Genomic DNA, 12,929 nt, shown 5'->3' on the forward strand with positions numbered 1-12,929 from the left:
CGGAAATGGACAAGTTCATCTACGACAACGTGGTGATTGAATTCTGGAGCAGGCACGGAGAGATCGTCAGTCGGGAGAGGCGCGCCGAGCCGGTCGATTTCGAGATAGAGGATGAGTACTGGGTCCGAACACTTGAGGGCGAGGAACTGCAAGTCGTCTTCAATAACGCGGACTTCCGCTATCGCAAAGGTGATCAGGTCGACTTGGTCTATGCCGCCAGTCCGAGCGATGACGATGGAGAGTGTGCCCTTGTGGTCAATCACACCCTTGGGCAATCCGCCACATTGTTGGATGCCGAGTACGTTGGCGAAGGGCGCCTCGTACCCATATCCGGTGGCAAGCTGATCTGGATCGGTTTGACGATGACCGCCGTCGCGACCTGGTTAGTCGGGGCATGGGGATTGCCAACAGGGTGGATTTTTTACCAGCTCGTACGCGCCGAGGAAGCCAGGCGCAGCAAAAACATGATCCGCCAGCTGGACGCTCATATGGGGATGCTGGCCGAATCGCTTTCGCGCCAGGAAAAGCGAGTGGATATCAAGGGCGCGCTGGCGCGTAACCTCTGAGCTCCCACAGAAGCAGATCAGGCGCGTCTCCACAGATTCAGCCTGACTTCATCCCGAATATCGGAGCAGGCCCGGATAAGGCGACCGACATCCTCATCGGTCAGGCCACTGTTGAGTGACAGTCGCATCAATGAGCGGTTGAGCCCGGTTGCGGGTGCGCAGAAGACCGAGCCGAATATGCCTCGCGCCTGCCCAACGCTGTTTGACGCGTCCGACCGAGTGAGTCTCGATTTGTGACCGAACAAAGTCAGGTAGTCCGGCGTCTTCGGTTTGGGCGGGTTCTGGCGGGATTGATTCCGGCATGGATGACTCCTTTTGCGGAGTGATCGGTTGTTAGCGCACTAAAACCCCGGCCGAGTTCCTTGGCTACTGTCAGAGTTGACAGTTTTGCGGTGCAAGCGATGGATGGCGTTGCCCGATCCATTGTAGGAGCGAGCCTGCTCGCGATGAACCTGAGATCGCCGCGGGGTGTCAGGCAACCAGCGTCATCGTTAACGACCATCGCGAGCAGGCTCGCTCCCACAGGGGGCAGGCAGGGCAGGGAAGGGGCAAAAAAAACCCCGCATCAGCGGGGCTCAAAGGGGTGCAGCAGTCATGCTTTAGGGCGTTTGTCCACAACGTGGCAGGCCTTGCCCTCGGATCGCTTGATCGAGTGGAAAGGCTGCAACACGATCCGCGTACTGATCCCGATGTAGGTCTTGATGTGCTTGCTCAGCTCGCCGCACACGGCTTTTTGCTGGTCATCGGTCAGGTGCTGGTGCTCGGCCTTGAGCTCTACGTGCACGTCGACGCTGTCCAGGTTGCCGTTGCGGTGCAGGTGGATCTCGTAGCACTCGGCAAGTTGTTTGATTTTCAGCACCTGCTCTTCGATCTGCGTCGGGAACACGTTGACGCCACGGATGATCAGCATGTCGTCGCTGCGTCCGGTGATCTTGTCGATGCGGCGCATTGGCCGTGCGGTACCCGGCAGCAGACGCGTCAGATCGCGGGTGCGGTAACGGATCATCGGCAGGGCTTCTTTGCTCAGGGAGGTGAACACCAGTTCGCCCATCTGGCCGTCCGGCAACACTTCGCCGGTGATCGGGTCGATGATTTCCGGGTAGAAGTGGTCTTCCCAGATGGTCGGGCCGTCCTTGGTCTCGGCGCATTCCATGGCGACGCCCGGGCCCATGATTTCCGAGAGGCCGTAGATGTCCAGGGCGGTGATGCCCATGCGCGCCTCGATGGCGCTGCGCAGTTCGGCGGTCCACGGCTCGGCGCCGAAGATGCCCAGGCGCAGGGCCAGCTTGTGCGGGTCGATGCCCTGGCGCTCGATTTCATCGGCGATGTTGAGCATGTAGGACGGCGTGACCATGATGATGTCCGGCTGGAAATCCTTGATCAGCTGCACTTGTTTTTCAGTCTGGCCGCCGGACATCGGGATCACGGTGCAACCCAGGCGCTCGGCGCCGTAGTGCGCGCCCAGGCCGCCGGTGAACAGGCCGTAGCCATAGGAAATATGGACTTTGTCGCCACGACGGCCACCGGCTGCGCGAATCGAACGGGCCACGACGTTGGCCCAGGTATCGATGTCGTTCTGGGTGTAGCCGACCACGGTCGGTTTGCCGGTGGTGCCGCTGGAAGCGTGCAGGCGCACGATCTCGTTCATCGGCACGGCGAACATGCCGTAGGGGTAGTTGTCGCGCAGGTCGGACTTGGTGGTGAACGGGAACTTCGCCAGGTCCTCCAGGGACTTGATGTCGTCCGGATGTACGCCCAGTTCATCGAAACGCTGACGGTACAGCGGCACGTTGTTATAGGCGTGGTTCAGGCTCCAGCGCAGGCGGTCCAGCTGATGTGAACGCAGTTCGTCGACGCTGGCGGTTTCCAGCGGGTCCAGCACAGGATCGAGCACGGATTGGGAAATAGGCATGTTCATGGTTTCACTCGAATTGTTTTTGTGTTCCAGCCCTTTTGCACAAGGGCTTTGAGTGCATGACCCAAGGATACCTCTCGGCTCCCTGGGAATCGCGATTCTTTAGTGGGATAGACGCTCAATGATCAGCGCGATCCCCTGGCCAACGCCGATGCACATGGTGCACAGGGCGTAACGGCCATTGCGTTCTTCCAGCTCGTGCAGGGCGGTGGTCACCAGACGCGCGCCGCTCATGCCCAGCGGATGGCCCAGGGCAATGGCGCCGCCGTTGGGGTTGACCCGTGGATCGGTGTCGCTCAAACCCAGTTCACGCAGCACCGCCAGACCCTGGGCGGCGAAGGCTTCGTTGAGCTCGATGATGTCCATGTCCGCCAGGCTCAGGTTGGCCAGTTCCAGCACCTTGCGGGTCGCCGGTACCGGGCCGATGCCCATGATCCGTGGTTCAACGCCGGCGGTCGCCATCGCCACCACGCGTCCGCGGGCTTTCAGGCCGTGGCGCTTGGCGGCTTCAGGGCTGGCCAGCAGCAGGGCGCAGGCACCGTCGTTGACGCCCGAGGCGTTGCCGGCGGTGATGCTGCCGCCTTCGCGGAACGGCGTGCCCAGTTTGGCCAGTTGCTCCAGGGTGGTGTCGCCGCGCGGGTGTTCATCCTGTTCGACAATTTTGGCCGGGCCTTTGCGCTGTGGGATTTCCACCGCGACGATTTCCTTGGCCAGGCGTCCGTTGGCCTGTGCGGCGGCAGCGCGTTGCTGGCTGCGCAGGGCGAAAGCGTCCTGATCGGCCCGGGAGATGTTGAACTGTTCGGCGACGTTTTCCGCGGTTTCCGGCATCGAATCAATGCCGAAGCCTTTTTTCATCAGCGGATTGACGAAGCGCCAGCCGATGGTGGTGTCGAAGATTTCCGCCTGGCGGGAAAACGCCTGCTCGGCCTTGCCCATCACCATCGGTGCGCGGGACATCGATTCCACGCCGCCCACCAGCATCAGGCCGGCCTCGCCACTGCGGATCGCCCGTGCTGCGGTGCCCACTGCGTCCAGCCCCGAACCGCACAGGCGGTTGAGGGTGGTGCCCGGTACGCTGACCGGCAACCCGGCCAGCAAGGCCGACATGCGTGCGACGTTACGGTTGTCTTCGCCGGCCTGGTTGGCGCAGCCGTAGATCACGTCGTCGACCTGGCTCCAGTCCACATTCGGGTGGCGGCGCATCAACTCACGCATCGGCACCGCGCCGAGGTCGTCGGCACGCACGCTGCTCAGGACTCCGGCGTAGCGGCCGATGGGCGTGCGTACCGCGTCGATAATCAGGGCGTCATTCATTCGGGGTCTCCTGCGTCAGCACCGGGCCGCGCACTTTGTAGGATTTGCCGTGGAACAGGGCGATCAACTGGCCCTGCTGGTTTTCAATGCGTACGTCGTAGTTGCCGGTGCGACCGGAGCGGCTCTGCTCGATGCAGTCGGCACTGAGCGTGTCGCCCAGGCGGGCCGGGGCGACGTAGTCGATGCTGCAACCGATGGCCACCGTGGCTTCGTTGTAGCTGTTGCAGGCAAAGGCGAAGGCCGAGTCGGCGAGGGCAAACAGGTAGCCGCCGTGGCAGGTGCCGTGGCCCTGGACCATGTCGGCGCGCACGGTCATGCCCACGCGAGCGGTGCCGGGGCCGGCGGACAGCAGGCGCATGCCCATGGCCTGGCTGGCGTTGTCGCGCTGGAACAGCGACTGCGCACACTCGCTGGCCAGGGTCATGGCTTCATGATTAGTCATGGAAGTTTCTCCCTTCGGCTACGCGACGGCGCAACAGCAGCGAGGGCCGGTAGCGCTCTTCGCCGTAAGCGGCTTGCAGGTTGTCCAGCGTGGCGAGGATGTGCGGCAGGCCGACGGCATCGGCCCAGGCCAGCGGGCCCTGCGGATAATTGACCCCGGCGCGCATGGCCAGATCGATGTCGGCAGCCGAAGCCACGCCTTGCAGCAGGGCATCGGCGGCTTCGTTGGCGAGCATGGCCACGGTGCGCAGCACGGCCAGGGCCGGACTGTCGCTGAGCAGGCTGACCTTGAGGCCGGCCTGTTGCAGCAAGGCGACACCCTGTTCGAGGGCCAGTGGGTCGATGCCGGCCGCATGGCTGATGGCGATGCGTTTGGCATTGGCGTAGTCGAAAGCCAGATCCAGCAGGATCAGGTTGCGCAGGCCGTCTTCCTTGGCGCGCTGGCAGGCCATGCGCCCGTCGCTCAAGGCCAGTACCGCATCACCGACCCGCAGCAAGCCACGGCCGTCGCGCTGGATGACGTTGACGCCTTGTTCGCGCAGGCGCGACAGCAAACCTTGGGCGATACCCAAATCGCCTTCGGCGACACAGCTTTCCACGCTGGCGTTGCTGGTGATTTCGCTCGCCGGCGGACGTTCTGCGCCCTGAGCGTAGGAATAGAAACCCTGGCCGCTCTTGCGACCGAAACGACCGCCGTCCACCAGCTCCTTCTGGATCAGCGAAGGCTGGAAGCGGGTGTCCTGGTAGTAGGCGTCGAACACCGAGCAGGTCACGGCATAGTTGACGTCGTGGCCGATCAGGTCGGTCAGCTCGAACGCGCCCATGGCAAAGCCACCGGCCTCGCGCATCAGTGCATCCAGGGTCGGGCAATCGGCAGCGCCTTCCTGCAACAGGCGCAGGCTTTCGGCGTAGAACGGCCGGGCCACGCGGTTGACGATGAAGCCGGGCGTGGAGCGGGTGTGCACCGGTTTCTTGCCCCAAGCCTTGGCGGTGTCGTACAGGCATTCGGCCAATGCCGGATCGCTGGCCAGGCCGGAGACGATTTCCACCAGCGCCATGACCGGCGCCGGGTTGAAGAAGTGCAGGCCGAGCAGGCGCTGCGGGCGCTTCAGCTGCGCGGCGATGCTGGTGATCGACAGCGACGAGGTGTTGCTGGCCAGGATGCAGTGCTCGCCGCAGATGTCTTCCAGCTGGCGGAACAGTGCGCGCTTGACCTCAAGGTTCTCGACGATGGCTTCGATGATCAGATCGCAATCGGCCAGGGCTTCGATCGCTTCCACCGCTTGCAGGCGGGCAATGGTCGCGCTGCGCGATTCGGCGGACAGCTTGCCGCTTTCGACGCGCTTGCCCAGTTGCCGGTCAATGCCTTCGATGGCCTGGGCGGCAGCGCCGGGACGATTGTCCAACAGCAATACCGGATGGCCGGCCTGCGCCGCGACCTGGGCAATGCCGGCACCCATGGCGCCAGCGCCGATCACGGCGATGCGTTCAGTTTTATTCAATGCGGTCATGACTCAGCGTCCCTTGAAGCTTGGGGTGCGTTTTTCCATGAAGGCGCTGACGCCTTCGCGGTAGTCCTCGCTGCGCCCGGCCAGGCGTTGCAGGTCGCGCTCGAGTTCCAGCTGTTCGTCGAAGCTGTTGCTCATGCTGGCGTTGAGGCTGCGCTTGATCAGGGCCAGGCCGTAGGTCGGCTGGGTGGCCAGGTGTTGCGCGAGCTTGAGCGCTTCGTCGCGCAGTTCGGCGTCGTCCACGCAGCGGTAGATCAGGCCCCATTGTTCGGCCTGTTCGGCGGTCAGGCGGTTGCCGAGCAAGGCCAGGGCCTTGGCGCGGGCCATGCCCACCAGGCGCGGCAGGGTCCAGGTGCCGCCGGAATCAGGGATCAGGCCGATCTTGCAGAAGGCCTGGATGAAGCTGGCCGAACGTGCGGCGAGTACCAGGTCGCAGGCCAGGGGAATGTTGGCGCCGGCACCGGCAGCCACGCCGTTGACCGCGCAAATCACGGGCATCGGCAGGTCGCGCAGTTGACGGATCAGCGGGTTGTAGAATTTCTCGATGGACTCGCCCAGGTCCGGCACGGCGGCGCCCGGCGCGACGTTGCGGTCGCTCAGGTCTTGGCCTGCGCAGAAGCCACGGCCTTCACCGGTCAGCAGCAGTACGCGCACGTCCGGGTTCTGGCGCACCTGTTTCAGCGCTTCTTTGACTTCGCCATGCATCTGGGTGTTGAAGCTGTTGAGCTGGTCCGGACGATTGAGGCTCAGCAGGGCGACGCCAGCGTCGATGGAAAACAGGATGTGTTCGAAGTTCATGTTGTGGGCGCTCTCTGAGAGGTCGTTCGAATTCGGTGTTCTGGGGCCGGATTACTGGCCAGTGAAGGTCGGCGTGCGCTTTTCCTGGAACGCCGCGATGCCTTCATTACGGTCGCGGGTGCCGGCCAGCACGGTGAATGCGTGGCGCTCGAAACGCAGGCCGCTGGCCAGGTCGGTGTCCATGGCCTTGAGCAGGGCTTCCTTGGCCAGGCGGACTGCCAGTGGCGCCTTGGCGGCAATCTGGCGGGCGACCTGCAGGGCGCGTTCGACGGTGAATTCCGGTTGCGTGACTTCGCTGACCAGGCCGGCGCGCTGCGCCTGGCGGGCATCGATCGGCTCGCCGGTGAGCACCATCTGCATGGCCATGGATTTGCCAACGGCGCGCAGCAGGCGCTGGGTGCCACCAGCGCCGGGCATGATCCCGAGGTTGATTTCCGGCTGGCCGAAGCGCGCGTCTTCGCCGGCAATGATGATGTCGGCGTGCATCGCCAGTTCGCAGCCGCCGCCCAGAGCGAAGCCGTTGACGGCGGCGATCAGCGGTTTGTTGAAGCGGGTGATGGCCTGCCAGGACGCCTGGCGCGGGTCGTCGAGGATGCCGACCAGGTCGCGCTCGGCCATTTCCTTGATGTCGGCACCGGCGGCAAACGCCTTGCGGCTGCCGGTGATGACCACGGCGCGGGTGTCGGGGTCGGCCTGGGCGACGGCGAGTTCGTCCGCCAGTTCGCCCAGCAATTGGGTGTTCAGGGCATTGAGCGCTTGCGGGCGCTGCAGGGTAATCAGGCGCACGCCAGTGTCGAGCGTTTCGACGGTCAGGGTTTGAGGCACGGCGGTTGCCCTCAGGGTGTACGCACGGCGGTAATGCCGGCTTGTTATTGGATCGGCCGCAGGGGCCGGTTTTGCCGGAGTATACCTGCAACGTGATACGCAAATGCAATACAAAAATTGATTTGATGTGTCCTATTGTCGGATTTGTAGTTTTCCGTGGTCTGCTTCAGGTGATCGGTTGCGAGGGTATTTACCCTGTATTTATTGGCTTTATCGGCGTTCCAGAGCGGTTGATGACGGTGGCGGCCCGAGGGCTTTTCAAGTGATACGCTTTTTTGTCTTTGTGCTGGTAAAAGCGATGTGATACAAAATGAGTCAATATTTGCATCGCTTTGTGAAGGAAGCCGCCATGACCTGCTACAGCCTCGATGGCCTGACCCCGGTGATCGACCCCACTGCTTATGTGCACCCGACCGCCGTGCTGATCGGTGACGTCATCATCGGGCCGCATTGCTATGTAGGGCCGCTGGCGAGCCTGCGCGGTGACTTCGGGCGGATCGTGCTGGAAGAGGGCGCCAACCTGCAGGACACCTGCGTGATGCACGGTTTCCCCGACAGTGACACGGTGGTCGAGCGCAACGGCCATATCGGCCATGGCGCGGTGTTGCACGGTTGCCGGATCGGCGCCGACGCGCTGGTGGGCATGAATGCGGTGGTGATGGACAACGCGCGCATCGGCCCGCGCTCCTTCGTTTCGGCGGCGGCGTTCGTCAAGGCGGGTTTCGAATGCCCCGAGCAGTCGCTGGTGATGGGCGCGCCGGCCAGTATCAAGCGCACCCTCAGCGATCAGGAAGTGGCGTGGAAACAGGCCGGCACCCGTGAGTATCAGGAGCTGGCCAAGCGTTGCCTCACGCAGATGCAGGAGTGTGAGCCGCTGGCGGAGCCGGAAGCGGATCGACCGCGTATGAGTGACCGTGGGTTGCGACCCAAGGGCAGCACCTTGTGAACACCATCCCACTGTAGGAGCGAGCCTGCTCGCGATAGCGGTCTGACATTCAACATTGAATGTGACTGAAACACCGCAATCGCGAGCAGGCTCACTCCTACAAGGGATTGGGATTAACCCCTTTGCTTTCGGTATATTCCTTTTCTTTTTTCAGCCCGGTACGCCCATGTCGTCCCTGACACCTTTGAACCATCTGATTACGCGCTTCCAGGAACAGACGCCCATCCGCGCCAGTTCCCTGATCATCACGCTGTACGGTGATGCCATCGAGCCCCATGGCGGGACCGTGTGGCTGGGCAGCCTGATTCAATTGCTTGAACCGATCGGCATCAACGAGCGGCTGATCCGTACTTCGATTTTCCGCCTGACCAAGGAAGGCTGGCTGACCGCCGAGAAAGTCGGCCGGCGCAGCTACTACAGCCTCACTGGCACCGGCCGCCGGCGTTTCGACAAGGCGTTCAAGCGGGTCTACAGCACCACTATGCCGGCCTGGGATGGTTCCTGGTGCCTGGTGATGCTGTCGCAGCTGACCCAGGACAAGCGCAAGCAAGTGCGCGAAGAGCTGGAATGGCAAGGTTTTGGTGCAATTTCGCCGGTGGTGCTGGCCTGTCCGCGCAGTGATCGCAACGACGTCAACGCAACGTTGCTCGATCTTGGCGCCCAGGAAGAAACCATCGTCTTCGAAACCACCGCCCAGGACGTGCTGGCGTCCAAGGCCCTGCGCCTGCAAGTGCGCGAGAGCTGGAACATCGAAGAACTGGCGACCCACTACAGCGAGTTCATTCAATTGTTCCGACCGCTCTGGCAAGCGCTTCGCGAGCAGGAAAACCTGCAACCGTCGGACTGCTTCCTGGCACGGATTCTGCTGATTCACGAATACCGCAAACTGCTGCTGCGCGATCCGCAATTGCCGGACGAACTGTTGCCCGGCGACTGGGAAGGTCGGGCGGCCCGGCAGTTGTGCCGCAATATTTACCGGTTGATTTACGCCAAGGCCGAGGAATGGCTGAACAGCGCACTGGAAACCGCCGATGGTCCGTTGCCGGATGTGGGCGAGAGTTTTTACCGACGTTTTGGCGGGTTGAAGTAACCCGTCGCCGGTCAGGGAGAGTCGCTGTTCAGGAGAACCCGTGTTTTGACGTAGACAATAAAAACAAAGCCTGCGTGAGAGGCCTGCCATGATTTCAACAACCGCACAGCGCCAGGATGGGTTCGATCAATGGATCCATCAGATCAACCAGATCTGTGGCGCCTTCAACGCCAAACCCCTGGGCAGCGAATTTTCCGGACAGATCCGGGAATACCGCAGCGATGCCTTGAAGCTCAGTTTCGTCGATGTCTGCCAGGCGCGGCTGTACCGCACCCCGCAGGAAGTCGCGGCGGGCGAGGGCGGCAAGTACTTCGCGGTGTTCCAGCTCGACGGCACCGCGGGCATGGCCCAGGGCGATGACAAGGTGCTGCTGTCCGCCGGTGACATCACCCTGATCGACGCTTCGCGGCCCAGCGATTTCACCTACAGCGAAAACTCCCGGCAGTTGTCGCTGATCCTGCCTTATCAGCTGGTGGAGCAGACCCTGCGCTTCAATCAGGTCAAGTGCGGCCACCGGATTGCCGGGACTTCGCCCATCGCCATGCTCTCGCACCGCCTGATCCTCGAAGCCACGCGCCAACCGGACATGAGCCGCCTGGAGAGCGAGGCGACCCTGGAGGCGCTGGTCAGTCTGTTGCGTCCGGCGATCAGCCAGACCGACGACTGCACGGACCTGCACGAACGCACTTTCCGCAAGACCCTGAGTTTCATCGATCAGCACATCCGCTCCGAAGAGCTGTGCCCGGAATGGCTGGCGCGTGAAGTCGGCATGTCGACCCGTGGCCTGTACCGGATGTTCGCCAAAAAAGGCCTGGTGGTGGCGCGCTACATCAAGAACCGTCGCCTGGACCTGTGCGCCGAATCGCTGCGCCAGGCGGGCAAAGAGCAGAAGTTGTCGGTGCTGGGGTATTCGTGGGGCTTTTCCGATTCGAGCTACTTTTCCACCGCCTTCAAATCGCGCTTCGGCATCGCGCCGGGGGAGTATCGCAAGCAGCATGCTTGAGGTATTGACTGAACACTATCTACCTCTGTAGGAGCGAGCCTGCTCGCGATAGCGGTGTATCAGTCGAAAGAGATGTTGACTGACACTCCGCCATCGCGAGCAGGCTCGCTCCTACAGGGGGCAGGTGCCTGGCCAAAAATTCAGGCACCGTTTTTGAGCAACTGGCTCAACGCCTCCAGTTCACTTTTCTCGACATCGGAAACCAGCACGAAGCGCAGGTGGTTTGCCTGCCAGGACACGACGTTGAAGCCGCGAATCGACTCGCTCTGTCGCGCTTTGTCGGCCTCCGGCGTGGGCAGGATGAACACGTTGATGATGTGCTTGTTGCGCCCATAGCTCAGCGCCGCGGTGCTCTGGTGTTGCAGGTAATCCAGGCGCCCGCCCAGCAAGGGAAAACCCTGTTCCCGGTAATCGAATACCGGCGGCGAGAAATCCAGCTTGCCGGTGAACCAGGGCTTGACGGTGTGGCGGTCGGACGACACCACATCGTTCAGATGTTCGCCCATCAACGAGCGCACATGACTGGAAACCGCCTCATCCATCAACGGCTGTTCGCTGCCTGGCGTCGCCACATAGAGCATCACCGCCAGGGCCAGCGCCGTCGTGGAAAACGCCGGGGCGAACCAGTTTCGCCAACGCTCGATGAAACCGGGTTCTGGCGGCTCGGCGGGGAATACACCCGCGGCCAGCGATGCCGGCGCCCTGTAATACACCGCGCTTTGCTTCACGCCGGCCATCAGTCGCTTCGCCTGATCATGCAGGTGCGCACACTCGGCACACGCCGCCAAATGCCCGGCCACATTCGCCGCAGTCGGCGGATCGAGTTCCTTGTCCAGATAGCCATGTATCAGGGTCTGGCAAACCGTGCAGTCGAGTTCATTCATGATCGTGCAACTTCAGTAATTCGAGCTTGAGCATGGCGCGTGCCCTGGCCAGTCTCGACATGACGGTACCGATGGGGATGTCGACCACCAGGGCGATGTCCTTGTAGGGCATGTCTTCGAGCTCCTTGAGAACAATCACCTCACGAAAGCCTGGCGGCAGGGCACACAAGGCCTGCTGGATCAACGCGGCGTTTTCCGTGTGAATGGCCAGCAGTTCCGGGGTCTGGCTGTGGCTCGGTGTCTCGTCGTCTTCGGAAGATTCGTCGCCCAGAGACACCCAATGGCGTCCTGCCGTGGCCTTGAGCCAGGTGTAGCTTTCGTTGCGCACGATGGTCAGGAACCAGGCCTTGGCATTGCCACCGTCGAAGCGCTGCGAAAACCTGAAGGCGCGCAAGGCGCTTTCCTGCACGACGTCATGCGCTGCGCTGTCCTGGCCGGTGAGCCAGCGCGCGAGGTTGTAGGCGGCGTCCAGGTGGGGCGCAAACAGTTCCTCGAATCGCTTCATAGTGGTTTCCGCACTTTCCCACCTCTATAACTGCGCCGGGTTGCGTTTTATTCCCTGGAAAAAATGTTTTTTTCCACCGGGAATAAAGACCCGTCCCACAAGGTTTTACCTCGTGTCAGTTGCATCACTGTAGATCGCCTGCGAGGAAATACCGATGGACATGCATTCAAAACACCAACGACGTGTCGACGGCCCATTGAACCCGGACCGCCGCACACTCCTCAAGTGTTCGGCCTGGGCGGGGGCGGGCGTGATCTGGGCGCTGTCCGGCGGTATTCCGCGGGCTTTCGCCCTGGATAGCGCGGGCAATGTTTCCGACCCCAAGGCTTTAGCCAGCACCTTCCACTTCGTGCAGATCAGCGACTCGCATATTGGCTTTAACAAGGAAGCCAACCCGGAACCGGTCAAGACCTTGCAGGTGGCTATCGACAGGGTCATCGCACTGCCCAAGCCGCCGTCGCTGATCCTCCACACTGGCGACATCACCCACCTGTCCAAGGCCGAAGAATTCGACACCGCCGCCCAATTGCTCAAGGCGCTGCCGGCTACGGTGCACTACGTACCGGGCGAGCACGACACCCTCGACGAAGGGGGCGGCAAGCTCTATCTGGAGCGTTACGGCAAGGGCACCAAGGGCAACGGCTGGTACAGCTTCGATGACCATGGCGTGCACTTCATTGCCCTGGTGAATGTCTTCAATTTCCAGGCAGGCCATGAAGCGACCCTTGGCGCCGAGCAACTGGCCTGGCTGGCCGATGATTTACTCGCGGTGAGCAGCAGCACGCCGATTGTGGTGTTTACCCATATTCCGTTGTGGACGATTTACCAGCCCTGGGGCTGGGGCACCGAGGATGGCGACCAGGCGATTGCCCTGCTGCGCAAGTACGGTTCGGTGACGGTGTTGAATGGGCATATCCACCAGGTCATCCAGAAGGTCGAAGGCAATATCACCTTTCATACGGCGCGCGGCACGGCTTATCCACAACCGGCACCCGGCGCGGCACCGTCGCCGGGGCCTATGACGGTGGCGGCGGATCAATTGCGCAATTACCTGGGCGTCACTGATGTGCGGGCGACCCAGGGCGAGCATCCGCTGGCGCTGATCGATTCGACACTGGTCTAGGGGAGGGGGTG

The 12,929-nt window shown here is 62.3% G+C and carries 13 protein-coding genes; 5 read left to right on the top strand and 8 right to left on the bottom strand.

All coding sequences use genetic code 11. The features are described 5' to 3' along the window. Positions 1 to 5 precede the first annotated feature (5 nt). Positions 6 to 566: a hypothetical protein gene (locus ABTV29_RS09310; protein WP_433769795.1), complete on the top strand. Its 561-nt coding sequence runs from the start codon at positions 6 to 8 to the stop codon at positions 564 to 566. A gap of 592 nt (positions 567 to 1,158) precedes the next feature. Here ABTV29_RS09310 and paaK read toward each other — a convergent pair. The 6 genes from paaK to paaF all read right to left on the bottom strand — a co-directional run bounded on the left by paaK (position 1,159) and on the right by paaF (position 7,367). Further along, the gene (gene paaK, locus ABTV29_RS09315; RefSeq protein WP_433769796.1) at positions 1,159 to 2,484 is read right to left on the bottom strand and encodes a phenylacetate--CoA ligase PaaK; all 1,326 of its coding nucleotides are present in this window, start codon (positions 2,482 to 2,484) and stop codon (positions 1,159 to 1,161) included. Between the two features lie 99 nt (positions 2,485 to 2,583). Beyond that, entirely contained in the window at positions 2,584 to 3,795 is a 1,212-nt protein-coding gene (gene pcaF / locus ABTV29_RS09320) for a 3-oxoadipyl-CoA thiolase (RefSeq protein ID WP_433769797.1), read from the bottom strand. Continuing rightward, positions 3,788 to 4,237 carry a hydroxyphenylacetyl-CoA thioesterase PaaI gene (gene paaI / locus ABTV29_RS09325; protein WP_433769798.1) on the bottom strand — a complete coding sequence of 150 codons (450 nt, stop codon included), beginning with the start codon at positions 4,235 to 4,237 and terminating at the stop codon, positions 3,788 to 3,790. Before paaI ends, pcaF begins: the two co-directional genes overlap by 8 nt. Next, positions 4,230 to 5,747: a 3-hydroxyacyl-CoA dehydrogenase PaaH gene (gene paaH, locus ABTV29_RS09330; RefSeq protein WP_433769799.1), complete on the bottom strand. Its 1,518-nt coding sequence runs from the start codon at positions 5,745 to 5,747 to the stop codon at positions 4,230 to 4,232. The genes paaI and paaH overlap by 8 nt, the downstream gene beginning before the upstream one ends. Positions 5,748 to 5,750: 3 nt before the next feature. Then, positions 5,751 to 6,542, bottom strand: coding sequence for a 2-(1,2-epoxy-1,2-dihydrophenyl)acetyl-CoA isomerase PaaG (paaG, locus tag ABTV29_RS09335; protein ID WP_433769800.1), 792 nt, complete (start codon positions 6,540 to 6,542; stop codon positions 5,751 to 5,753). Positions 6,543 to 6,593: 51 nt separating this feature from the next. Further along, on the bottom strand, positions 6,594 to 7,367 hold the full coding sequence (paaF, locus tag ABTV29_RS09340; protein ID WP_433769801.1) for a 2,3-dehydroadipyl-CoA hydratase PaaF: 774 nt from the start codon (positions 7,365 to 7,367) through the stop codon (positions 6,594 to 6,596). A gap of 349 nt (positions 7,368 to 7,716) precedes the next feature. Between paaF and paaY the strand changes: the two genes are divergently transcribed. The 3 genes from paaY (at position 7,717) to feaR (ending at position 10,406) form a co-directional block, all read left to right on the top strand. Beyond that, positions 7,717 to 8,313: a phenylacetic acid degradation protein PaaY gene (paaY, locus tag ABTV29_RS09345; RefSeq protein ID WP_433771803.1), complete on the top strand. Its 597-nt coding sequence runs from the start codon at positions 7,717 to 7,719 to the stop codon at positions 8,311 to 8,313. Between the two features lie 166 nt (positions 8,314 to 8,479). Further along, positions 8,480 to 9,403, top strand: coding sequence for a phenylacetic acid degradation operon negative regulatory protein PaaX (paaX, locus tag ABTV29_RS09350; RefSeq protein WP_433769802.1), 924 nt, complete (start codon positions 8,480 to 8,482; stop codon positions 9,401 to 9,403). A gap of 88 nt (positions 9,404 to 9,491) precedes the next feature. Then, complete coding sequence (feaR, locus tag ABTV29_RS09355) at positions 9,492 to 10,406, top strand: transcriptional regulator FeaR (RefSeq protein WP_433769803.1); 915 nt, start codon at positions 9,492 to 9,494, stop codon at positions 10,404 to 10,406. 140 nt (positions 10,407 to 10,546) lie between these two features. On the opposite strand, the gene ABTV29_RS09360 is transcribed toward feaR, so the two are convergent. Next, positions 10,547 to 11,290 carry an anti-sigma factor family protein gene (locus ABTV29_RS09360; protein ID WP_433769804.1) on the bottom strand — a complete coding sequence of 248 codons (744 nt, stop codon included), beginning with the start codon at positions 11,288 to 11,290 and terminating at the stop codon, positions 10,547 to 10,549. Then, positions 11,283 to 11,795 carry a sigma-70 family RNA polymerase sigma factor gene (locus ABTV29_RS09365; protein ID WP_433769805.1) on the bottom strand — a complete coding sequence of 171 codons (513 nt, stop codon included), beginning with the start codon at positions 11,793 to 11,795 and terminating at the stop codon, positions 11,283 to 11,285. Before ABTV29_RS09365 ends, ABTV29_RS09360 begins: the two co-directional genes overlap by 8 nt. 154 nt (positions 11,796 to 11,949) lie before the next feature. Here ABTV29_RS09365 and ABTV29_RS09370 point away from each other — a divergent pair, with 154 nt between their 5' ends. Next, positions 11,950 to 12,918, top strand: coding sequence for a metallophosphoesterase family protein (locus ABTV29_RS09370; RefSeq protein WP_433769806.1), 969 nt, complete (start codon positions 11,950 to 11,952; stop codon positions 12,916 to 12,918). Positions 12,919 to 12,929: the final 11 nt, after the last annotated feature.

Source organism: Pseudomonas putida (genome assembly GCF_050989985.1).
Lineage (GTDB): Bacteria > Pseudomonadota > Gammaproteobacteria > Pseudomonadales > Pseudomonadaceae > Aquipseudomonas > Aquipseudomonas putida_AI.